The organism is Patescibacteria group bacterium (genome assembly GCA_023380635.1).
In the GTDB taxonomy this organism is placed as follows: Bacteria; Patescibacteriota; Microgenomatia; order JAMCZE01; family JAMCZE01; genus JAMCRP01.
In genome coordinates this window covers 24,355-47,063 of the sequence record JAMCRP010000002.1, presented here as the reverse complement: position 1 = coordinate 47,063, position 22,709 = coordinate 24,355, and the positions used below count along the sequence as shown (strand labels likewise).

Sequence of the window (22,709 nt, the reverse complement as noted above, 5' to 3'; positions counted from 1 at the left end):
CGCTCGATTACTTTGCGTTAATTGCTTGGGTTTTCGCACCATTCGGCGCACCATAATAGTACTATGCCCCATGTTCTATCCCGCTATCCGTGAAAAATTCCCTGCCTACTCCGCTCTATTTTGTGAAACCATCCGTGAAGCTAACTATTGATGCATTTTGATTGGTTTTGCTCAGGCTTCTCGGGACCTCTTTTCGCGGATCTCTATTCCTGCCTGGCGTCGCTAAATGTGATTATTCCTGCTCAGACGCTTTTGGTGATAGTAATTACTCCGAGGTAACTCCGACTTTAGACGACGAAGTTTAAAATTTTGCCGGGGACATACACGGTCCTCTTAATGCTCTTACCTTTTAGGTATTCTGCGATCTTTTCGACCGATTTGGCCATGGCGACAACCCGTGCTTCATCTAACGCTTGAGCCTGTGGAGCGCTAATTTGCAAAGTTGCCCGGGTTTTGCCGTTAATTGAGATGGCGATCGTCGCTTCTTTTTCCTCTAGGCCGCCTTCTTCGACCTCAGGCCAAGGCTCGAGATGTATAGATTTTATTTTCTTTATGCGGGTGGCACGCTTGGAAGGGCTCCCGACAGCGCGCAGCTCTTCGGGCGAGCACTGGCGGGAGGGATAAAGCGGGACAGGACCCGCAACATATCTTTGCCAGAGCTCTTCCGCCAAAAACGGAGCGAAAGGAGCCAGGAGCCGCAGGAATTTCCCGGCGTCCTCTCGGCTTAAAGCTCCTGTCTTTTCCCAAAGATTAAGAAACTCCATCAAGGCCGCTACTCCCGTATTCTGCTTCAGGTTATCAATCCCCTCGCCTGTCCGCTTAATCGCCCAGTTAAGTTTGGCAATAAGTTCCGGTGAGCTCGAATTAGCAATCTTTTGGTCGTTTTGATAGATGGTCCAGACCCTATTCAGGAAGCGCCGGACACCTTCGACCCCGGCCGTGCTCCAGGGCAAGGTTTGGTCGTAGGGTCCGACAAAAGACAGAAAGGTGCGCACCGCATCTGCGCCATACTTTGAAACCATTTGATCGGGATTGATCACATTTCCTTTGGATTTACTCATCTTCGTTCCATCCTCGGCCAGGATAAGCCCATGCTGGCGGCGAGCTTTGTAGGGTTCTTTTCCCGGAACTCTCCCTAGGTCATTAAGAAATTTGTGCCAGAACCGGGAATACAGCAAGTGTAAGGTATTGTGCTCTGCTCCACCAAAATAAACATCGACCGGCTGCCAATAATTCAGCTTCTTCGGATCAGCCAATTCCGTCTTAGCAGTCGGGTCGGAAAAGCGCAAATAATACCAGCTGGAACCGGCCCAGTTGGGCATGGTGTCCGTCTCCCTTCGTGCAGGTCCTCCACACTCAGGGCAAGCTACTTCAACCCAATTCTTGATCTTTGCCAGAGGAGATTCGCCGGTATCCGTGGGCTGATAGTATTCCACTTCCGGAAGCGTCACCGGCAGTTTGGACTCCGGGACCGGGAACCAGCCGGCCAAATTAACCAGCACCCCCCTGCTATCAAAATGCTCCGGCTCGAGAGGGTTAAACAGAGGCTTAAAGGCCTTACCTTCCTTTGTGTCCCACCAGGAAATTCCTCCCTTGGCGCATTTCTCGCAATAAACCATGGGGATAGGTTCTCCCCAGTAATGCTGCCGGGAAAAAATCCAGTCACGCAAATGATAAGTGGTTGAAAATGTCGCCAGACCGCGCTTTTTTAAGTCTTCCACAATTTTCTCAAAAGCGACAGGAGATTCCAGCCCGTTATAATCATCTGAATTAATCATCTCCCCGGTTCCCGTGAAAACCTCAGACACTTGGTTAATTGGAGCGTTACTTCCATCCGGACCAGTTACAACCCTGATTATCGGTAAATTAAATTTCCCGGCAAACTCGTAGTCCCGCTCGTCATGAGCCGGCACTCCCATGATCGCTCCGGTGCCCGCTTCGGCCAAAACATAGTCCGAAACCCAAACGGGAATTTCTTTATCGCTGGCCGGATTAACGGCTTTTAGTTCTGTTTCTACCCCTGTTTTTACCAGACTAACTTCTTCCCGATTAACCGTTTTGATATAGTCTGCGATCTTCTGATCGGTTTTCGCGAGCTCAATGGCCAAAGGATGCTCGGGGGCCAAGACAATAAAAGTCGCGCCATAGATGGTGTCCGGCCGCGTGGTGAAGATCATTATCTCGTGTGTCTTGTTTCTTGTATCTTGTATCTTAAAGCTTATCTTGGCACCTTCTTTTCTCCCGATCCAGTTGCGCTGGGAAGCTTTGACCATGTCCGGGTAATCCACCAGATCCAGTTCCTTGTCCAGCCTGTCCGCGTAGGAGGTGATGCGCAGGACCCATTGACTCTGCTTTCGCTGCTGAGCAACAGTTCCGCAGCGCTCGCACTTGCCGTTAACGATTTCCTCGTTGGCCAGAATAATCTTGCATGACGGGCACCACCCCACCGGCGTCTCGCTTTTGTAGGCCAGACCGTTTTTAAACAGCTGAGTAAAAATCCACTGGGTCCATTTATAATAGTTGGGGTCGGTAGTGTTAATTTCCCGGCTCCAATCAAAGGACAGACCCAGCGATTTCATCTGCTCTCGGAAGCGATCAGTGTTATTTTTGGTGACGACTACCGGCTGAATCCCGGTTTTGACAGCGTAGTTTTCCGTCGGTAATCCAAAGGCATCCCAACCGATCGGAAAAAGAACATTAAACCTTTCCATCCGCTTCTTGCGGGCAAAGATATCCGGGGTGCCATAACTAAAGACATGGCCCATGTGCAAGCCCTCGCCGGAAGGATACGGAAATTCGGTTAAAGCGTAGTATTTGGGCTTTTTATCAAAATCAATTGCCTGATACAAACCTGTCTTTTCCCACTCTTCCCGCCATTTCCCTTCAATTTTTGCCGGGTCGTATTTAGTCATGTTTGCATTCTATTATATTCTATGCCATAATTAACCTACCAGTCCTCGTTTTCGACCTATTCCTGGAATTCCAGTGGAGGCGCGATTGAGACCACTGGAATCAACAACGGAAGGTGGTGAAACTCTAAATGGATAATTTCCAAGATCAAACCCTAACCTGTCGCGACTGCGGCAATTCTTTCGTGTGGACAGCTTCTGAACAGAAGTTTTACGCCGAAAAAGGCTTTGCTAACGCCCCTGTGCGTTGCCCGGCCTGCCGCGCCGCCAAGAAAGCCCAGATGGGCGGCGGCAATTTCCGCGGTGGTTACAACGCTGGCCCGCGCCAGATGTACGCCGCAAAATGCAGCAACTGCGGACAGGATTGCCAGGTTCCGTTTCAGCCAAGACTGAACGAAAACGGCGAACCCGTTAAACCGATTTACTGCAACAATTGCTTTAAGCAGATGAAAGCCCAATAAAACGGGCCTTCGTAAAAAAGGAGACCTTGAAACACAGGTCTCTTTTTTGTGGAACCTGAATTGCTGTTTACTATGGCTGGATATTGCCTGACGGGGTAGCAATTTTCACCGGGGGCGTAATTTTGGTATTCTGGAGATTTTTATCCTGAGCCGATTGGGTCGCTAGCTTAGGTTGAGCCGCAGGATTCAGCGCAGCTCCCTGTGTGGTGGTGGCTGACGGCGTCGCCGTATTTTTGGCCAGATCAGCATTAAGATCAGAAATTTCCTGGTTAACCTTGTCGCAATCAGTATTGGCCCCCGATTTCTGACCGGCGGAACAAACCAGCCCGGCGGTTAGTTGCAGTTCTTTAAGCGCCTGGTCTTTCAGGTTTAAACTTTTAAGAGACTCAGCCAGGTTGTAGTGAGCATTGGCTAAATCCGATTTCAAACTGATAGCCTGATTGAAAACCTGAGCTGCCGTCGCGTAGTCTTTGCCGGCAAAATAGAGTCCCCCCAGATCTAACCGGATGCGCGGATTAGTTGGGTCTAGGGCAATAGCCTGGTTCAGACTGGTTAAACTCCACTGGTCCGCTCCCTGAGCAAAATTAATTATCCCCTGGTAAATAGCTGCCAGGTTTTCCCAGTTAGCTGCCCGGTTAGGCGCCAGGGTAACCGCCGCTCTCCCCTCCCGGATCGACTGCTGGACCAACTGAACGACAGCCTGCTTTTGCTGATCCGTTAAATTTGGCTGTCCCGCCAAGCTGTCCGCCAAGGCTAGATTAGTTTGGGAATAAGACAAATGATAAATATCGTTGGCCGGGTTTAAATTTATGGCCTTAATCTGGTCGTTATATGTCTGAGTCCCTTGATTCTTCGCCGCCGCCGCCAGACTCTGAGCAAAGTAGTAATCCGCCAAAACAAACCGGCTCAAGTGCCAACCGGTAAAGATAACCACAATTATGGCCACTGCCGCCGGAGCAAATTTGGCCGGGCCGGCTGCCAGAGTTAACTCTTGTTTTTGACCGATTTTGGCTGCCAACAGCCCCAAAACGGCAAAAAAATTGACGATTAATACGGCCGGTGCCGGAAAGAAGGCAAAAAGAATTAAGCTGATTAGCAGACTGGCTAGGATCCCCTTCTCAACAGGAGAATCAGTGGTCAACAAATGATTTTTGGTGATGATTAATATTTTAACCGTCAACCAAAGTATGACTGCCAGCCCGGCAATTCCCAAGACAGACAAAAGATAGAAGTAGAAATTCGATCCCGCCGTAAAGCGCAAATTCCATAAGGGCGTACTGTTAAGCTCAACCGGGCGGAAACTGGTGAAAGCGTCAATAAAGTTACCCGGCCCAAAGCCTAAAAGAGCGGCTTTTGTCGAGGTTCCCATTGTCCCGGTAGCAATTTTCCAGCCGGCGTCATTGGGGAGCAATACCGGCGGATTCTTTGTTAAAGCGAAAATGCAACTCAGAAAACCCAGCGCAATCAACGCCGTCATTGTCCGGACAGCGGTAGTTCTTTGAGAAAAATTGAGCCCGATAGCCAGCGGTAATAGCGCCGCCAGGAGCAGGACCGCGGACAAAAGCGAGCCTGTCGGATTGAAACCCAAGGAAAAAAGATTGAAGATATAGACGGGACTTTTAATGACCATAGTTAAAAGTACTATCGCGACCTGAATTAATACCAAAAGAGCCAGGATAGCGCCAGGCAAAAGCAGAATTTTGATCAGACTATTGGTCTTTTCCTTATTGGCAAAATGAGCGGTTAAAAAGAAGGTCAGAGCAGCCCCAGAAAAAAGCAGTGGGTCAGTAATAACACTATTAGTAAAATTTGGTGACAGCCAGGCGGAGATGATTGCCAAAATCGGAAGGATTATGACCGCAACATTAAATGGACTGCGGATAAGCGTTAATTTTTCTTCCCGAATAGCAGCGACCAGAACCAGAACCGCGGCCAGCCCCATCCCCAGGAAAAGCACGGCCTCCTTAGGCAGATCAAACATATTATTTAAAAAGGGGGCAAAAACCAGAGGGAAAAGAATTAATAGTGCGGCTACCAAATGAAAAGCAGCCTGACCACGGGGAATTTTGATTTTCGGCAAAGTAATCGGCAAGGTAAATTTCATAGTTTCAAATCTACTTTACCTAATTTGTACAGATTTTTATCCGGGATTGCAAGGAGATAAATCGGGTCATTCTGGGTCGGAGCTTTAACTGTAAGTTGGCTGCTTTCAGGAATGTCAGCCACAGTTGTGGTTACCCGGCTATTAATACTATTCACCGTGGCCAAAATATAACCAAGAAGAAGGCCAATAATCAAATAAGCAAGAGCCGGAGAAAACTGGAAACGAACTGGCGTGTTCATGTGTTCAATATTTTGTGTTCTATTTTCCTTATTATTCAGTTCGTATCTTACCTGCGAATATGTTAACCCCTGGTTTTTGAGCTGTGCTATTCTTTCGAGCGTATCTAAGACATTCTCTGGATAGCAGCCAGTGATTTTGCCATTAACCTTGCGGCGAATTGTTTGCGGCAGTAATCGCAGCTTAGTCAGATACGCTAGGCGAGTTTTGTTCACTCTCCCCGCTTTTGCGATCGTATTTATCGGTATAAGTTGATCTGACAGCATTTAGACTGGATTTTCTTTCAGAAAGAAAGTAACACATCCAGAGTACGGTAATTCTATTAATGTTGTCAAGGGATCAAAATTGGTATACTGAATTATTATGGTCTCTGTCGAGCATCCGGTGGCTTTTTTCAGCATGGAATATGCTCTCTCTGACGCCATGCCGTTTGCCGGAGGCCTGGGCGTTTTGGCCGCGGACTATCTTCTGGAATGCGGCAAACAAGGTTTTCCGTTAGTGGCCCTGGGGCTGGCTTATGACGGCGTAGAACAGCTGGGTTTGGAAAAGAAGCCGGAATACTATTATAAGGAGTACGGCAGCGCGAAATTGTATCTCCTAAACAGCGGCATCCTGGGCCGCTCCCCCTATGGCCCCGAATTCCTCACTCAGCTGCGTCAGGAGTTATTTTTAGCCTTTGAGGGGGTTAAATTGCTTAAGGATTTGGGTACCCAGCCGGCCCTCTATCACCTTAACGAAGGTCACACCGGGTTAACTATTCTGGCTTTAAAAAAAGCCGGCGACACCACGCCGGTTGTTGCTACTAAACACACCGTTTTAACGCAGTCCGGGTTACATATTCCTCTTGAAGACTTTCGCGCAGTGTTACATGAAGTCTGGCCGGAAGCTAATTTTGAAGAAATTTATGCCGAAGGATCAGATGAAAACCATCCCGAATTTTTCTCCACCAATAAATTCATGATTAAATATGCCGTCCGTTCTAACGGAGTGAGCGTTAAACACTGCGAAGTGGAAAAAGAAGTCCATAAAAACAGCCCGCTCATACCCCTCACAAACGGTATCAATCCCGATCGCTGGCAAGCACAAAATCTGAAGAGTGACAGCGGGACAGACCCTACACTATGGCAGAAGCATGAAGAAAACCGCTCCGCTTTGGTCGATTTTATTAATCAAAAAACCGGATCGAAACTCGACCCTAAAGTTTTAACCGTTGTTTGGGCCCGGCGACTGGCGGAATATAAACAGCCGGAATTATTATTAAGTAATTACGATAAATTAAAGCAGCTTATAAAGAATCCCGGACGACCTATCCAGTTTGTCGTCGGCGGCCAACCCTATCCCAAGGACCCGGGACAATATAGCATTGCCGAACGCCTGGAAGCCGTTGCCAAGAATCCGGATTTTTCCGGCCGATTTGCCTTTTTGCCCCACTATGGCCTGGATGTCGCCAAAATTTTGGTCGCCGGTGCTGATGTCTGGCTCAATACCCCTTTGGTTGGCAAAGAAGCCTGTGGCACTTCAACCATGAAAGCCGGGCTTAACGGCGCGCTTTTATTGACGACGGCCGACGGCTGGATTGCCGAAGAAGATTGGAGCCATGGCGGCGGTTGGATTCTGGGAGAAATTTATGAACTCCTGGCTGACAAAATCGCTCCCCTGTTTTACGATCGGCCGAATAACCTGCCAAAGTCCTGGCTGGCCCATATGCGCCTGATTATGAACTTAATCGCCACAAAGTACCTCACATCCAGGATGCTGGAAGACTATAAAACAAAATTATATAATCTCTAATTATGCGCGCTTTAGCGCTACTGCTGCATTTCTACCAGCCGCCAACCCAATCTCAGACGATTACGGAGCAGGTTCTGCGCTCCTGCTATCTGCCCTTGGCCGACTTGCTTCTGGCCCACCCGGAGGCCCGTTTTACTCTAAACATTGCCGTTTTTCCGTCCCCTGACTTTACCGCTAAAATCAAATTATTATTGGACCGCGGTCAAGTGGAGCTCACCAACAGTCCAATCCATCACCCTCTCCTGCCGCTTTTGGCAGCTACGGAAATCCCGCAACTTTTGGAAGCTAACCGCGCCAGAATAAAGGAAGTTTTTGGCTACGAGCCCGGAAATCTAATTTATTTGCCGGAGCTGGGAGTTAAGCCGGAAATTTATCAGGAAAACATGATTATCGACGAATCTTCCGTAAATTCCGATTTCAACCCGGACAAAATTCCTCCTCTTCCCAAAAATGTTTCTTCCCGGGCGGTCTCGGAACTCCTGCGATCCTATCCGAACGAACTTACCGGCGATATTTTTCTGAAATTCTTTGAAGCTAAAACCGCTCCGGACCAGACCATTTTGGCCGTCTCGGACGCGGAAGTTTTCGGCCACCACTACACGGAACGGATAAATTTATTACGCGAACTTCTGGAAACGAAAAAAATTAAGTTTATTAAGGCGAGCGAAATTCCCGACTCTGGTAACGCTTCCCGCTTGACGCTTGACACAGTGCGAGCTTCTACCTGGCAAACTTCCGCTGCTGATTTAAAAAACAATAATCCCTATCCCCTGTGGCTTAGTCCCGATAACCCTTTGCAAAACAAGTATGACCAGCTGGCCAAACTAGCCTATCAGCTTCTCCAGAAATCTCCTGATTCCAATCCGCCGGCGGAGGGCCATTACCAGCAAGGCATCTCCTCCTGTCACTATTATTGGCTGTCCAATTGGCCCTGGTGGCACCCCGATCTGGTGGAACTCGGCGCCCGGGAATTGATCCGCTGTGTGCGCAGTTTATACATTGACACGGCGCTGAAAATTCCCGCCGAAAAGCTTTATCACGAATTTTTAATGGAAATGTGGTCTTACCACTGGTCAGGCGAAGTCGAGAAAAAGTACGCGGCGTACAATCAGGCGCGCGCTAAATTTTTAGATAAGTTACCCCGACTTTAATAATGAAAATTGCCCACCTCCATGTCAGCGATCAACTCAATAAAGGCGATGTGGCTATCGTTCAGGCGGTCCAACAGCTTTTAGAAAAACGCTTCCGGGGATCGGTTGAATTTACCGATATTTCCCTAAGTGAATTAAGCCAACCAACTCCTGGCACCTTAGAGGCAATTAACAACAGTAACCTGGCGGTTATTGGCGGCGGCGGGATTTATTATCACTATTTCTTGCCATTTAATCTGGATTTGATTAACCGCATTAAACCGCCGATTGTTACTTATGGCGTTGGTTACATTCAGGAATTTGGCGGAAACCCCCTGAACAAAACAGAAATTACCTCTATCGCCTGTTTAAACCAACGGGCGGCCCTGAAATCGGTCAGAGATATTTATACCCGGGAATTCCTGGAAAAAATTGGCATTAATGATGTGGCTCTTATCGGCGACCCGGCTTGCCTACTGGAAGAAAAACCGGAAAGGATTATAAATGGCTCTAAACTTAAAATCGGCTTTAACTTAAATTATTCCGGCTGGTTGGGATTCGGCAAGTTTAAGGACCAAATTATGACCTCGTACCGGGAGACCATGGAACAGCTGCGTAAAAACCACGGCGCACAGATCTATTATCTTCTCCAACACCCTTCGGAGAGAAATATTGTCCAAGAATTGCAGGTACCGGACCTGGAAATTATTGATTTGTCTCCGGCCGGCCAGAAGCATTTCTACGGTCAGTTGGATCTCGTTATCGGAATGATGCTTCATAGCGTTGTTATGGCCTTTGGAGCCGGAACCCCGGAAATTAATATTGCCTATGACCAGCGTAATCTTAGCTTTGCCCGGTTCCTCGACTGCCCGGAGCTTTGTCTTTTGCCGCAAGATTTGCAACCGGGAACTTTAGTTCAAAAAGTTACGGAAGTTCTCGACCAAAAGCAATTCTATCGAAAAAAATTTAGGGTCAAAAAGGAAGAAATCCAAAAATCACAGCAGACATTTCTCGCCAAAATAAAGGATTTGACGGCTTAAAACCACAGATTTTAAGATTGCTATGATGTCACTTGTTTGAAGGCTTGAGGAGGGTTGGGAGACAGGGCTTCTTTGCGAAATTCCAGGGTCCGGCTGTAGAGATCCAGATATTTTTCCGCCGCTTTAGCCCAAGAAAAATCCGCTTCCATGGCCTTTTTAACCATTTTTTGCCAGAGCACCTTATTTTTGTAAATTTCCAAAGCCCGGGCCACACTAGAGAGAAAAGCCATGCCGGCATAGGAATTAAATTTAAAGCCGTTAACCCCGTCGCTTACGCTATCGTTTAGTCCCCCAGTTGCCCGCACCACCGGCACACAGCCGTAACGCATCGCTTCCAGAGCCACAATCCCGCCCGGTTCGTATTTTGACGGCATTAAAATGACATCTGCCCCGGCAAAAATTTTACGCGGTAAAGCGAAGTTAGGTTGCAAATGGGTCCCTACCCGGCCCGGATATTTTTTCTCCAGTTCCTCAAAAAACTTGCGGTACTCGTCTTTGGCCGGCGATCCCAGGACAATGAACTGCACCGGAAATTCGTCCAGAATGAACTGCATTGTTTCCATGACCAGGTCAATCCCTTTTTGCTCATCCAGCCTTCCGGAAATTGCCAAAACCATAGCGTTGGGATCATCTTTTAAGTTAAACTCTTTTTGCAGGTCTGCTTTATCCTCAACCCGGGCTTTAAAATTGCCGGCAGAATAATTCTTCTTAATTAATTTGTCAGTGGCGGGGTTAAAATCGGTATAATCAATGCCATTTAAAACGCCAAACAGCTTGCCGCGAAGCTCTTTAAAAAGCTTGTCCAGACCCCAGCCGTACTCTTCTTTCATAATGTCACGGGCGTAGGTCTCGGAAACGGTGTTGACCACATCGGCGTAAATGATACCCCGTTTCAAAGAATTCTGTTTGAAAAACTGGTCGGAGAAAAATGGCGCCAACCGGGACTTGCCGTCATCAAAATCCATCTCCGAAGCGTGGGCAAAATCGAATCCCTGTCCTTGAAACAGATTATGAACCGACATAAGCCCGGCAATTTTTTTTAAAACGGGGTCGTCTTTATAGTCCTGACGCAGAAAATTAAGAGTGTAGGCCGTGTGCCAATCATTAGCATGGATGATATCCGGAACAAAAAATTCGTGTTTAATAAACTCCAGAGCGCCGCGGCTCAAAAGCCCAAAACGGATGTTGTCATCGGAATAACCATAAACATTGGCTCGTTTTTCAAAATATTCCATGTTCTCCAAAAAATAAACCGTTGGTTCGTTTTTTCTGGTCTCTGCATAAGCTTTGACATTACAAATCAGCTCTCTTGGCTTGTCCCCTTCCTTCTCGCCGGTGGGCACTTTAAGGGCATCAATGACCTTTTTTGTAGGAAATTTTTCCTCATTAATGGTGCCGTATTTGGGAATAAAGATACGAACATCCACTCCCAGCTTCATTAAAGCCCGGGGCAAAAAGTAAGCAACTTGGCCTAAACCGCCAACAGTGGAAAACGGGGCCGCCTCCGCCGACACAAAAAGCACCTTGAGATTTTTTCCCGACATCTGGCTTTAATTATATCGGGACACCAACTACGAAAGCAAGGGAGATTACGAGCTAAATCAAAAACTTCCCCTCCGGCAGCAGCATTTCTGCCTGGGAAAAGTCTGTAAAAACCTCAATTTTGCCCTCATGGCAACGCAGAACTGCCTGGGGAAACTCAAAAACCTTTTTGCTGCCATCCGGCAACCGCGCAGTGATCGGGTCCTTATTGATTAAAGTGACAAAGTTAGCATGCTGAGGCAGAATATCAAACGGCCCAGAAGAGTTCTTGCTCGAAAGCGAGGCGATATCACCGGTAAAAATATCCTCCAAAGGAGAGAAGATGTGCAAACTAAGATTAGTAGCCATATTCTAATTTTTAACTTATTTCAGATCTTTGAGTGTCCCGATATACATGAGTTTTTGCGCCGGGATAGTATCAACCGAGCCGGACATGATGTCGGCAATATCGTTAATCGTCGTTTCCCGATCAACATAGATGCCTTTGCGGCCGGTATGGATTTCGGTGGAAAAAAATGGCTGGGTCAAATAATTAATAATCTTTTTGGTCCGGGTATACATTAACCGGTCCGCTGCCGAAAGCTCTCCTTCTCCGATAATAGCCACAATCCTACCGAGCTTTTCGTATTTTTCCAAAAGCTGGCGGAAAGCCCGCAACATATCCTTGTGTCGTTCGGAAATTAAATTACGCGAGATCGCAGTGGAAGTGGAAGCCTGCATGTCAATCGGCGGATAAATACCCGTCTGAGCAGCACTGCGGGATAAAACTATGGCCGTATCTAAAAACGAAATTACCGCATTGACTCCCGGGTCGGAAACATCATCAGATGGCACATAAATTGTCTGAACAGAGGTAATCGCTCCATCGGCCGTAGAGACCAACCGGTCTTCAAGATAGGACACATCGCTTTGAAGGGTTGCCTGGTAAGCCTGTTCTGAAGGCAGAGTACCAAGCAGAGTCGCCACCTCGTTACCCGCTTGGACAAACCGGAACATATTATCAATAAAAAACATGACTTCATTTTTCTGGTCACGGAAATATTCGGCCATAGTTGTGGCCGCCAGAGCCGCGCGGTAACGAATGGCCGCATTCTCGTTCATTTGCCCCAAAATGATGACGGTACGGTCCATAACTTTAGCTTCCTGAAGCCGCATAAACAGTTCCTGGCCTTCCCGAATGCGCTCTCCGACTCCGGCAAAAACCGCAATCCCCTTACGCCGCACGGTGACATTATGCATGAGTTCGGTCAGAAGAATAGTTTTGCCCACCCCAGCGCCGCCGATAAAGCCGGTCTTGCCGCCGCGCAGGAAGGGCGTTAAAAAATCAATTGCTTTAATTCCCGTTTCCAGAAGCTCGTAACCACCGGCGATGGCGTTAAGATTGGGTTTCTTTTGATAAATGGATTTACTTTTCTCAAATTTAATTGGTTCTCCGCCGTCCTGCGGCTGCCCAAAAAGATTAATAACCCGCCCTAAAAGTCCCATGCTTAAACCGATTTGCAGCTCTTCCCCAGTACCGGTCACTTCCATTCCTCGCACGATTTTGTTACCTTCTGAGAGAATAACGCACATGGTAACATCTTCTGATTGGTAGTAAACCTCGAACTTAATTTCTGGATCGTCGGTTGCCACTAAAAGCTCATACAAGGCGGGTCGGGCGTCGGAAATAATTTCCACTACCGCCACTTGGCCCTTAACCTGAACGACTTTGCCTTTAACTTTATAACCTTCGGTATCTTTGGGCATACAGTCAGTATAACAAAACACTACATTCCAACTTTAAATTCTAAACTTAGACTTTGCCAAGATTCTGAACAAAACGAATAATTTTAACAAAATTGGAAATTTAAAATTGCCTGCGCTTTCTCGCCAGAAAACCCAAGCTCAGTTCTAGAATCTTTCCTTCCTGCTTCTCTTTCATATGAGTTCGTAAGACTTTCTCTTGTGCTCTAATATAATCTCTGGCCCGATTTTGGGTGGAATCCATCATTAAAAGCCTAGCAGCCGTGCGAGCCAGTTCCGCTTCCAAAAAAGCTTGTTCCAAAAGCAACCGGACAATCTGGCCCTCAAAAAACTCCAGCATTTTCGGCGCTTCCGGTTCCAAAATAGCCGGAGCTGGTGAATGATTGGTTTTCTCAATCCGGCCTAAATCGCCGGTAATGTCAAATGACACGGGAATCTGTGTAGCTACTGTTTTAAACTGGGGATAAAAGACCGAAACCCGATCATAGCCTTTCAGTCGTTCTGAAGCCTTGGCTAGCTCCAGACTGCGGGGCAAATCAGTCGGAAAAATCAGGATATCAAAATGTTTGGTGTAGCCCTGGCCGGCGAAAATTTCCGCCCCGCTGCGGCCTATCACTAGAATATCTCCGTCATCCCCTTGCTCCCGGAAAAAGCGAACCATTTGTGTTTCTAAACTTAAAAAATAACCATGATTGGAAAACAGGAGAACATTTAGTTTAGGTTTGCGAACCGGTTTATTCTTGAAATTAAAGATGCTGGCCGCTGCTCGAACCTCGTGAAAGGCCTGAGCTAGATCCAGGGCAAAAAGGCGGTTGCGCTCAATTTTTACTCGGATCCGGTTAAGTCGGGAAACCGACAGCTCCGAGTAAGCCTCCGCCATTATCCGGATAGTTTCACCGGTTTTAATATTCTCGTGAATTGGGTCAATAAGAGCAATCATTTAAAATAGACCTTAACAGACATGCCAGACGCTGACAGAAAAGTCTTAAGGTCCACTGTACCTGTCAGTGTCTGTCTGTGCCTACCTGTTTGTCTGCTGAATTCGGGTACTTTACCCCCGGATACGCAGCTTCAATTGCCGGCGCGGCTGTGGCCGGACCTTCGGGTTTAACTTTACCGATGATGCCCATAATAACCGGACCTAGTTCTTCCAGTCCTTTAATCAGCTCATTCGCGGAGGGTAAGTCCAAAGCTTTGCTGACGAATTCTTTGAGTCTCGGCTCGGTATCCAGGGCATCCAGAACGGTTTTTTTGAAGGCCACTAGGAACTTTTCGTCTTTAATCTCAATAAAATGACAAAACGGCAAGGCCAGCAATACGATTTGTTTGGCCGGGCTGATGTTGACTGACGGCGGTTGGCGTAAAATTTCCATAATCATCTCTCTCCGAATCAAGAGCAACCTGGTTTCGGGAGGAAGTTCGGTACTAAAAGAAGATAATGAGGCCAATCGGTCGGCTTCGTTAACCATTTGTTTAATCTTAAACGCCAAGTCAGTTTGAACATGTTTTTGAGTCTGTTGACCAACCCGAGAGACGGACAAAAGCAAGTCAACGGCCGGCCGTTGGCCCTGATTATAAAGATTGGCGGAAAACAGCAGGTGGCCGTCGGTCATGGACATAATATTGGTGGGAATAAAGCCGACAAAATCGGTTAATCCCAGTTCAACGACGGGTAAAGCGGTAATTGACCCTCCACCGGTTTGTTTATTAAATTTACCTGCCCTTTCTAAAAGATGAGCATGCTCATAAAAGATATCCCCGGGATAAGCTTCTCGCCCGGGGGTGCGCTCGGCTAAAAGAGAAATTTCCCGATAAATCTTGGCGTGCGCTCCCAAATCGTCCAAAATCACCAGAACATTTTTCCCTTGCTTTTGGAAGTAACCGGCCACAGCAAATGCCGCTTTTGGCGTCAAGTAGATAAGCGGCGCGGCATCGGCGGAAAAAGAAACGACAAAAATGGTTTTATCCAGAGCCTTCTCCCGCTTAACCGCTGCCATCAAATCGTAGACATCAGTGGCTGGTTTACCAATGCAAGCGTAAACACAGATAGTATCCTGATGTTTCTGATTAATGACAACATCAATTAAAAAACCCGTCTTTCCGGATCGAGCATCTCCCAAAATCAGTTCCCTCTGACCGCGGCCGATGGGAACAATAGTATCTACCAGGCTAACGCCAGTTACAAACTGTTCCTGAATAAACTCCCGGCCGGCCACCCCCGGAGCAATCTGATCCAATGGCTGCAAAACCTCTTGATTTTTCGAGATTGCTCCCTTGTCGTCAATCGGCTCGCCTAAAGGGTTAATACCCCGCCCCAGCAAAAAATCCCCCACCGGCACCGCTAAATTTCTACCTGTAGGTTTAAAGGCGGTCCCCGGTTTGACATCATCATTGCGGATAATCAGGATTTCGACACTGTCTGAGTTCAATCCTGAAACAAAGCCCGAAGCTCCCCCGTCCGATTCGACAATATCCCCCAGCTTGGCGCCAGGCAGGCCATCAAGATAAACTATTGGACCCCTGATGGCTTTAACATAACCAATTTCCATAAACAATTTTAAATTTACAATTTACAATTTGAATTCAAATTTCAAATTTCAAATTAAAAATTTGTCAAACTCTTTCTTCAGTGCTTCTCTATTTTTCTCCAGCTTAGCTTTTAACGAATAGTCTTTATAGATTCCCTTATACGACAGGGCGCAGCCACCCAGAAGCGCCGGATCGATTTTAATCTCGATTAAAAACCTATCACCGTAATCGCGGCGCAGCTTGCCAACTATCGACTGCAAATTTTCTTCCGGGACCTGCGCCGGCAGATAAAGATAAAGCGGCTCGATGGTTTTAATTTCTTCTCTGGCCTTATCAAAGTCCTCCCGGCTGACCTTGCGCGCCCGGACCTGATCCTCCACGCTACTTAGTTCCCGCAGAGCAGCGGATTTAGTGAGACAAGTAGTTAAGATTTGAGAAACTAAAGACAATTTGAACTTTGAAATTTACAATTTGAAATAAATGTTTCAAACAATTCAAATTTAAATTTGAAAAATTCAGTTCAAATTTCGAATTCCAAATTGAAAATTAGGTGATGAGTTTCTCTTTTTTAGCTTGTTCCAGGGCTTCGTTTACTAGTTCCGCCTGGTCGGCCAGATTGATTCGTTTTGAAAGGATTATTTCCAGAGCCCGCTGCGCGGCCGCGATAAAACTTTCGTCCAAAGCTGCCATCCGGGCTGTTTTGTAGTCGGCCAGAGCTTTTTGAGTTTTATCCATGTCCGCTTTAACCGCCTCGGCCATTTCTTTTTCAAAATTATCGAGAAAAGCCCCTACCCGCTGGCGGCTGTCGGCCACAACCAGCTCTTCTTCCTTCTGGGAATGGTTTTTAAGGTCATCCAAAAATGAGACAAACTGGGAATTGGCTTTATCCGTGGCCGCAAACATAATTTGTTCAATTCTTGAACTGGAGACCGCCATCTCACGGGCAAATTGGTCGGCTATTTTCTTGTTTTCCAGCGAGGTTTCGGCGTGCATTTTAATTCCTGTTAATTCTGCCTGGGAAAGGATATTCTTGGCCTGGGAATATGCCCCGCCCAGAATCTTCATCGCCCGCTCTCCCCGGCCGGGCAAGGAATTGGACTTTGCCAGTGTTAAAAGGGACCTGACCTTGCTGCCAAGACCCAAAAGATAGATGGCCAGGACCAATTGGCTGATGCCTACTATTAATAAAAAGATGATAAAAAGCTGCTCGGTCACTATGAAAGTTTCTAATATCTAGTTTAGATTAAAGTTAAATCCTCAGGATTACAATACTTGCCGCTAAACCTAATCCAATTGTCGCGATTACCAGTCCTATGGACATGCTTAAAGAGATCATGATACTTGTCCTGGCCAAGGGATTACGACCAATCGCTTCAATGGCTTTAGGGACGGAACGGGAAAAAGTGACAAAGGAAATAGCAATCGAAGTCAGCATAATTAAGCCGGCAATAATGTAGCGCAACACCATTGATAACTGACCCTGATCTTTGACATTGCGAAAAACATCGGCGGTCACATAGTCGACCAGTCTGGAGAGCGTCCGGGCATTACTGATTTCGGCGTATTCAACTCTGACAGCCACCGATATCTGGCCGCTGGAACCGGTCATGTCTTCCAGCGCCTGGCCCACCACATAACCGGAGATGGTTGCTTTTTCTCCTTTGCCGGGAGTCGCGGAGGAGGTGATGTAGTCGCCCTTAGAAATCGGACCATTGGCGTTAGTCACATTCACCACGGCAATTCCGGAACGGGAAACAGGCTTGTTATTGGGATCGGCCGAGCGGAAAACCATGATCGCTTTATCCGTCAAAACGCCAAACAGTCTCTGGTCATATTCGGTAGAAGCCCGGGAAATTCCCTGGTTTGTGGCAATCAAAATGTCGCCGGAGACTGCCTGGCTATCAGCAATCGGATATGAGGAAGCAATATCGGCTTCGAACGAGGCCGCCAATGCCGGCCCGGTAGCTGCGAAAAGCATGACTACCAACAAAACCAGGGCCAAAACTTTTGGCATAATTTCAGATTAACACATGTAGCCTCTTCTTTAAAGAAAATGTTCGGCTCTAAGGACCAGATCTTAAAGCGCTTTCCTGGTTATAAACCCGACAGGGCTAAGGCATTGTCGAATCATTTGCAGTCTCCCTTAGTGTTGGTCATCACCCCGTTTTCCACCCGGAGACAATAATTTTCTCCGGAAACGGCATCTTTAACGACAATACCTCCGCGCACTGCCAGCTGGCCGGAAACGGTCGCGCTGCCCATAACCTCGGCATCTCCGGCCACCTGCAAATTACTGTTAACGGTGACGGTGCCGGTTAAGGAAGAGATTTCCGCTTTCAAATCGTCAAAGTGCAGCAACCCCACGGTCAAGCTGCCCCCGATGTTAGTATCAGCCAGGTCCGTTTTGCCGACCACTTTTAAGGTATCAGAAAAGTTGGCAAAGGAAGCCGAAACCGTCGAGACTTCCAGATCACTTAAGATGCTTAAGTTACTTAAGGGACTTAAGGAAGCCAGAGAAGCGGAATTGGAAGCGGTTTGACTTTGCACCTGGGCCAAATTAGCGGAAACTGTGGCCATTTGCTCTTTCAGAAGCTCGATATCGGACTTAATCTGCAGGTTATCCGCCATGAGAGTAGAAATATCGGCTGATAAGCCGTCCAGGTGGGCCACCGAGTCGGCCAGAGAGGCGGATGGGGTGCCTAGCAAATCATTCCAGGCCGAAAGTGTGGCTGACATGGTGGCAATATCGGCCGACTGGGAAGCAATTTCTCCCTGTTGTTCCTGCATACCTTTAACCAGATAGATCTGCAAGTTGGAAAGGTTGGTGTCAAGATAACCATTACTGGAGGTGGAAACCATTTCCGGAAAAATCGTTTGCAACTGCTGGGCAATAAAGCCAGTGTAAGTTGGTGTTTGGCCATCAGGGCGGGAATAACCCGTTTGGGTATAGTAGGTGTCGTTGTAGTTAAAAGTCACCGGGTTTAGTTGCAAAATTTTGTCTAAAATTCCCCCGGAGACGGAAGCAATGTTTTCCTTTAGGCGGATATCAGAGTAGTTTGTCCAGGCGGTACACCCGTTGCAGCCTGGGGTGCTGGAGTTAACGGTTAAAAGATAGCCCGGACTCGTCGTCCCGATGCCGACATTGCCACCATGGGTAATATCCATCAGAGAGATGAAATTGTTGCTGCTGTCTATTCTTCCAAACTGTATTGAGCTGGGGCTGTAAGCATCGGATGTGTACAAAGCTGTTACTCCATTGGAAAGTTGACCTAAACCATATCTGTCACCAGCATTATAGTATGTTTCAATCATTCCGTTAGTCGTGTTCTTGCTGCCTGGACTCTCGATGGTTCCGTTTGACTGAACATACATTTGGTTGCCGACATCTAACTTGCCCAAAGGTCCCGTCGTCCCGATGCCGACGTTGCCGCCAGCTGGGTTAAAGAGCAGCGATACGTCGTTAGCCTGACCGCCTCGAACTCCAGCGAATGTGACTGTTTTTCCAGTCTGATTAGGAGTGATATATCCATAGATACCTCCCGTCGTAGTGACACCGAAAGCCGCTGCCGCTTGCGACTCGTCGGTGACACTGCTTTGAGATTTATATACATCAAGTAATTTACTTGGTCCCGTCGTTCCGATGCCAACATTGCCAGCGCTGGTGATCGTCATAAGTGGTGTGCCAGCGGACACGCCGGCATTCGCATTAGTTAACTTAAGCTTATTACTGTCACTCGTGTCTATGTAAAGGCCATATCCCTGCACACCGGTGTCTACGAGAGCGATAGACGGGTTCGTGGTACCTGAAATTTGAACATCGCCGTTGTCATTTCCGCCGGCATTGTATACATGGAGTGTTGTTACAGGGTTAGTCGTCCCGATGCCCACATTGCCCTGACCGGCCGGGTTAAGCAAAACATAAGCGTTAACCGGCGAGCCGTTGGAAGTCCCGGCTAAAGTTAAGGTAGAACCAGCTCCGGTTCCCCCGTAAATTAGCGGTGTCGTGACCGAAGTGCTAAAAGTCGGGTTCATGACGGTGTTCACGCTTAAAGTCTGAGTTCCGGTGATAGAGATGTTTCCGGTTTGAGTCACTAAAGAAGCTATGTTGGTCCAACCCGGGTCTGCCCCGCCCCCACCGGTAGTTAAGACCTGGTTAGCAGTCCCCGCTCCCAAAGTGCTAAGAGTGCCGGTTCCCGAGAAATATGGCAGCGATCCCTGGGCTACCAAACTCCAGTCAGCCCCCGTGCCTCCCCGGGAAGGAGCTAACTGGGCTTCGGAAGTTAAAGTGTTGGTGCCTGACCAGTAGGCTACCTGATTAGCAGTCCCGGTGCCTAAAGCTGCCGTCCCGCTGGCCGGAATGGTAAAAGTCGCTGACCCTGTGGCGATGGTATTGCCGTTAAAAGTCCGGGCGACAATGTCCCCGGTCCCGTTAATGGTTAAGCCGGAATTGGCCCCGACGGCAAACTGGGCTGCCGGACTGGTCGTCCCGATCCCCACTTGGCCGGAACCATCCACATAAAGCGGACTTGTGGTTAGACTGTAAGTACCAGACCATTTGGAAATATACCCCGCTCCCCCTGACCCGCCTAAGGCACTGGCTGTCCCGGCGCAGTTGCCGGCCGCGGTACAAACAGCGTTGCCCGCCCAGGTTAAAGCGCCGCCTAAATTGTAGAGTTTGTCGGTTAACACTCCGGGAGCACTCACCTGACTTAACAAAAGCCTCCCGTTGACATTAAGCATTTCGGTGGTGTCGGTAGTCCCGATGCCCACCCCGGCGCCGGTGTTGATAAAGTTCCCTTGGCCGGAAGTGCCGCCAAAATGGACCAGAGCCGAACTGGTACCGGTCGCGCCTAAATTCAAGTCGTCAGTAATATTAATCGGAGCCAGGGAACCGGCAGTGCGCTGCCAGAAACCGACGGTTGTCCCGCTGGCAATGAGGTTGCCGGAAAGGTAAAAATTGCCGCTGGCGTCAAGGTAGTTACTGGTATTTAGAAACCGGACGGTGCCGGTGTTTTGAAAGCCCAGCTGCAAATCATTATTACTGGTCGCGTTAATCTGGGCGGTGTTTGACCCTAAAATTAGTTTACCACTGATACTGGCTTCTCCCCCAACCCCTAAAGTCCCAGAAACCGTGGCGTTATTAGACACGGTTAAAGCCGTTCCCGCTCCGGTTAGGGTAATGGCGTTAGCGGTGGTTGCCCCCCGGCCGGTGACGGTGTTTAAAGTGGCAGTGTCGTTAACCGTGACCACTTCGCTGCCTCCAAAAGAAATGTCGGTTCCGGCTGAAAGCAAATTGACTAAACTTTGCCAGCTGGGGTTAGCCCCCGCGCCTCCGGTCGTTAAGAGCTTGTTGACCGTGTCCGGCGCCAAAGTCCCCATGGTCCCTGAAGCGCTAAAGTAGGGCAGGTTGCCCTGGGCCACACTGCTCCAGTTTTGGCCGGTCCCGCCATATTGGGTTCCGATAGCCGTTGCCTGCCACGTCCCCGTGTCAATAGTGGCCGAGGTTATTCCCAGCCCATTTATCGTCCCCTTGGTCGTGATGTTCCCGTTGGTCGCGTTCAGAGCAATTTGGGCCGTGGCTGTGGCTGTACTGCCCAAAAGCAGATCATCAGTGATGTTCGTCGGAGCCACTGCCCCGGCAGCCCTTTGCCAGAACCAAAAAGACCCCACCGGCGGGCCGTAGATATTATTAACATAGAGACTGTGCCAGTAATGATCACTGCTGCCTAAATCGTTGGCACTATTTGTTCCCGGCAGCAAATTCCCGGCCACCGTGGCGTCACCGTTAACAAAAACTGAAGTAGCCGACAAAGAAGCAATGTTAATGTTATCCTTCAAACCAATCGTGGTGCTGTCACCTAAGACGACATCCCCGCCCCCGGTCAGGTTGGTGCCGGCCGTCACGGTGACTTTGGAGTTAGAAAGTGAGGAGTTTGAGATATTTGTCAGGGTATTACTCCCGCCATCAATGGTCTTGTTTTTTAAAGTTTGCGTTTTGTCTTCCAGGACAATCTTGCCGGCGGTTAAGGTAAGGTTGGCAAAAGTAGGAGTGGCCGTCGTGCTGAGGCTTTGGTTTAAGTTGCTAAGGTAGGGGGAAGAAGAAGCTAAAGTCGCTTCTGTTAAGACATCTTTCCCCCACACGGTCAGTCTTCCGGAAACATCGGTATCCGCCCGGATGTCTAAAAAGTTTTGGCTGCTGCTTTCGGCCAAGACCGCCTGCAAATTCCGGTCAGAAGCCACTTTCTTCTGATAGGAAGTAATATATATATTCAGGCCGGTAGTTAACAGCAGAAGGATAGTAGCTAAAACTGCCGGAAGAGTGTAAGCAAAGCTTTTCCAGCTTCTCTTCTCTTTTGTTTCTTTTGCATCTTGTGTTTTCTTTGTTTCTTGTATCTTGTATCTTGTTTCTTGTCTCTCTGGCGGTGGGGGTTGGAAATATCCGGCCAGCCTGCCGGCTTCGGTTTCGGCTTGATAGCGGACCGGGGCTTGGGCCGCGACCCGGAGAATTTCCAAAGTTTCGGCTTCCTCCCGCCGGGCTGCCGGCTTAATCCCTTCGTTGCCCAGCGTTTGGGCGATATCCTTGACCGCCACTCCTTCCCGGCGCAGTTTCTGGATTTTTAGCAGGGTCTCTACTGCTTCCGCCGGATAGCAGCCTACTGTATGTCCTTTGATACCGTTTAGACGGAGTCTGACCGCTTTAGGTAAGATTCCCAACTGAGTGTAATAGTGCAGCAGGAAACTGGGTTTGCCGGCTCCAAAAATAAAACCGGCCACCCTGGCCCGGTTGATTAGCTCTTCGAGGGAAATTAAGTTATTATCCGTTTCCGAAGTGTTTGCCAGAATTTTGGACTTAATCTGCTCCATCACCAACCCGCCTTGGCGCAGTTCTTGAATTTTTAAAAGTGTTTCCACCACTGTTTCTGGATAGCAACCGACAGTGTGTCCCTTGACTCCTTCAAGCCGCATCCGGACGGCATTAGGAATCAGACCCAATTGAGTGTAGTAATGAAGCAGAAAAACCGGTTTGCCGGCACCAAAAAGAAAACCCCTGGCTTTAGCCTGATTAATTAATTCTTCAGTGGAAATTAATTTATCGTTCGGAATGGGATTTAGCTTCTCAGGCTAAGCTTTATCACGACTTATTACGACATTTTACGACTATATATATTTATACCCCTCCGTGAAAAAATGTCAAGAGTAAGGCCGCTTTTTAGCGATAAATT

The 22,709-nt window shown here is 48.1% G+C and carries 16 protein-coding genes; 4 read left to right on the top strand and 12 right to left on the bottom strand.

The features are described 5' to 3' along the window. Nucleotides 1-287: 287 nt before the first annotated feature. Entirely contained in the window at nucleotides 288-2,912 is a 2,625-nt protein-coding gene (gene leuS, locus M1403_03420) for a leucine--tRNA ligase (protein MCL4398044.1), read from the bottom strand. A 128-nt stretch (nucleotides 2,913-3,040) separates the two neighbouring features. Between leuS and M1403_03415 the strand changes: the two genes are divergently transcribed. Then, complete coding sequence (locus M1403_03415; GenBank protein MCL4398043.1) at nucleotides 3,041-3,370, top strand: zinc-ribbon domain containing protein; 330 nt, start codon at nucleotides 3,041-3,043, stop codon at nucleotides 3,368-3,370. Between the two features lie 70 nt (nucleotides 3,371-3,440). Here the strand turns inward: M1403_03415 and M1403_03410 are convergent, their stop codons facing one another. Both M1403_03410 and M1403_03405 read right to left on the bottom strand, forming a co-directional pair. Next, nucleotides 3,441-5,474: a tetratricopeptide repeat protein gene (locus M1403_03410; protein ID MCL4398042.1), complete on the bottom strand. Its 2,034-nt coding sequence runs from the start codon at nucleotides 5,472-5,474 to the stop codon at nucleotides 3,441-3,443. Beyond that, nucleotides 5,471-5,926, bottom strand: a complete 456-nt coding sequence (locus tag M1403_03405; protein ID MCL4398041.1) for a hypothetical protein — start codon at nucleotides 5,924-5,926, stop codon at nucleotides 5,471-5,473. The genes M1403_03410 and M1403_03405 overlap by 4 nt, the downstream gene beginning before the upstream one ends. Before the next feature lie 148 nt (nucleotides 5,927-6,074). Between M1403_03405 and glgP the strand changes: the two genes are divergently transcribed. The 3 genes from glgP to M1403_03390 are packed head-to-tail and all read left to right on the top strand — an operon-like array spanning nucleotide 6,075 to nucleotide 9,672. Continuing rightward, nucleotides 6,075-7,502 (top strand): alpha-glucan family phosphorylase, encoded by a 1,428-nt coding sequence (glgP, locus tag M1403_03400; GenBank protein ID MCL4398040.1) that lies wholly within the window; start codon nucleotides 6,075-6,077, stop codon nucleotides 7,500-7,502. Between the two features lie 2 nt (nucleotides 7,503-7,504). Beyond that, the gene (locus M1403_03395; GenBank protein ID MCL4398039.1) at nucleotides 7,505-8,653 is read left to right on the top strand and encodes a hypothetical protein; all 1,149 of its coding nucleotides are present in this window, start codon (nucleotides 7,505-7,507) and stop codon (nucleotides 8,651-8,653) included. A 2-nt stretch (nucleotides 8,654-8,655) separates the two neighbouring features. After that, nucleotides 8,656-9,672, top strand: a complete 1,017-nt coding sequence (locus tag M1403_03390) for a polysaccharide pyruvyl transferase family protein (protein ID MCL4398038.1) — start codon at nucleotides 8,656-8,658, stop codon at nucleotides 9,670-9,672. Nucleotides 9,673-9,692: 20 nt separating this feature from the next. Here M1403_03390 and M1403_03385 read toward each other — a convergent pair whose 3' ends face one another. The 9 genes from M1403_03385 to M1403_03345 all read right to left on the bottom strand — a co-directional run bounded on the left by M1403_03385 (nucleotide 9,693) and on the right by M1403_03345 (nucleotide 22,452). Continuing rightward, nucleotides 9,693-11,216, bottom strand: coding sequence for a glycogen synthase (locus M1403_03385; protein ID MCL4398037.1), 1,524 nt, complete (start codon nucleotides 11,214-11,216; stop codon nucleotides 9,693-9,695). A 52-nt stretch (nucleotides 11,217-11,268) separates the two neighbouring features. Continuing rightward, nucleotides 11,269-11,562, bottom strand: coding sequence for a hypothetical protein (locus M1403_03380; GenBank protein ID MCL4398036.1), 294 nt, complete (start codon nucleotides 11,560-11,562; stop codon nucleotides 11,269-11,271). Nucleotides 11,563-11,577: 15 nt separating this feature from the next. Then, complete coding sequence (locus tag M1403_03375; protein MCL4398035.1) at nucleotides 11,578-12,960, bottom strand: F0F1 ATP synthase subunit beta; 1,383 nt, start codon at nucleotides 12,958-12,960, stop codon at nucleotides 11,578-11,580. Between the two features lie 100 nt (nucleotides 12,961-13,060). Next, nucleotides 13,061-13,897: a F0F1 ATP synthase subunit gamma gene (locus M1403_03370; protein MCL4398034.1), complete on the bottom strand. Its 837-nt coding sequence runs from the start codon at nucleotides 13,895-13,897 to the stop codon at nucleotides 13,061-13,063. Between the two features lie 64 nt (nucleotides 13,898-13,961). Next, complete coding sequence (locus M1403_03365) at nucleotides 13,962-15,506, bottom strand: F0F1 ATP synthase subunit alpha (protein MCL4398033.1); 1,545 nt, start codon at nucleotides 15,504-15,506, stop codon at nucleotides 13,962-13,964. 48 nt (nucleotides 15,507-15,554) lie between these two features. Next, nucleotides 15,555-15,935, bottom strand: coding sequence for a F0F1 ATP synthase subunit delta (locus tag M1403_03360; protein MCL4398032.1), 381 nt, complete (start codon nucleotides 15,933-15,935; stop codon nucleotides 15,555-15,557). A gap of 97 nt (nucleotides 15,936-16,032) precedes the next feature. Then, nucleotides 16,033-16,701, bottom strand: coding sequence for a hypothetical protein (locus tag M1403_03355; protein ID MCL4398031.1), 669 nt, complete (start codon nucleotides 16,699-16,701; stop codon nucleotides 16,033-16,035). A gap of 34 nt (nucleotides 16,702-16,735) precedes the next feature. Further along, complete coding sequence (locus tag M1403_03350; protein MCL4398030.1) at nucleotides 16,736-17,500, bottom strand: hypothetical protein; 765 nt, start codon at nucleotides 17,498-17,500, stop codon at nucleotides 16,736-16,738. 113 nt (nucleotides 17,501-17,613) lie between these two features. Next, nucleotides 17,614-22,452 carry a tail fiber domain-containing protein gene (locus M1403_03345; protein MCL4398029.1) on the bottom strand — a complete coding sequence of 1,613 codons (4,839 nt, stop codon included), beginning with the start codon at nucleotides 22,450-22,452 and terminating at the stop codon, nucleotides 17,614-17,616. Nucleotides 22,453-22,709 lie beyond the last annotated feature (257 nt).

Coding starts and splice junctions, on each gene's coding strand:
- glgP (MCL4398040.1), top strand. CDS start 6,075: ATGGTCTCTGTCGAGCATCCGGTGGCTTTTTTCAGCATGGAATATGCT.
- M1403_03375 (MCL4398035.1), bottom strand. CDS start 12,960: ATGCCCAAAGATACCGAAGGTTATAAAGTTAAAGGCAAAGTCGTTCAG.
- M1403_03345 (MCL4398029.1), bottom strand. CDS start 22,452: ATGCGGCTTGAAGGAGTCAAGGGACACACTGTCGGTTGCTATCCAGAA.
- leuS (MCL4398044.1), bottom strand. CDS start 2,912: ATGACTAAATACGACCCGGCAAAAATTGAAGGGAAATGGCGGGAAGAG.
- M1403_03350 (MCL4398030.1), bottom strand. CDS start 17,500: ATGCCAAAAGTTTTGGCCCTGGTTTTGTTGGTAGTCATGCTTTTCGCA.
- M1403_03370 (MCL4398034.1), bottom strand. CDS start 13,897: ATGATTGCTCTTATTGACCCAATTCACGAGAATATTAAAACCGGTGAA.
- M1403_03390 (MCL4398038.1), top strand. CDS start 8,656: ATGAAAATTGCCCACCTCCATGTCAGCGATCAACTCAATAAAGGCGAT.
- M1403_03410 (MCL4398042.1), bottom strand. CDS start 5,474: ATGAAATTTACCTTGCCGATTACTTTGCCGAAAATCAAAATTCCCCGT.
- M1403_03415 (MCL4398043.1), top strand. CDS start 3,041: ATGGATAATTTCCAAGATCAAACCCTAACCTGTCGCGACTGCGGCAAT.
- M1403_03385 (MCL4398037.1), bottom strand. CDS start 11,216: ATGTCGGGAAAAAATCTCAAGGTGCTTTTTGTGTCGGCGGAGGCGGCC.
- M1403_03365 (MCL4398033.1), bottom strand. CDS start 15,506: ATGGAAATTGGTTATGTTAAAGCCATCAGGGGTCCAATAGTTTATCTT.
- M1403_03380 (MCL4398036.1), bottom strand. CDS start 11,562: ATGGCTACTAATCTTAGTTTGCACATCTTCTCTCCTTTGGAGGATATT.
- M1403_03395 (MCL4398039.1), top strand. CDS start 7,505: ATGCGCGCTTTAGCGCTACTGCTGCATTTCTACCAGCCGCCAACCCAA.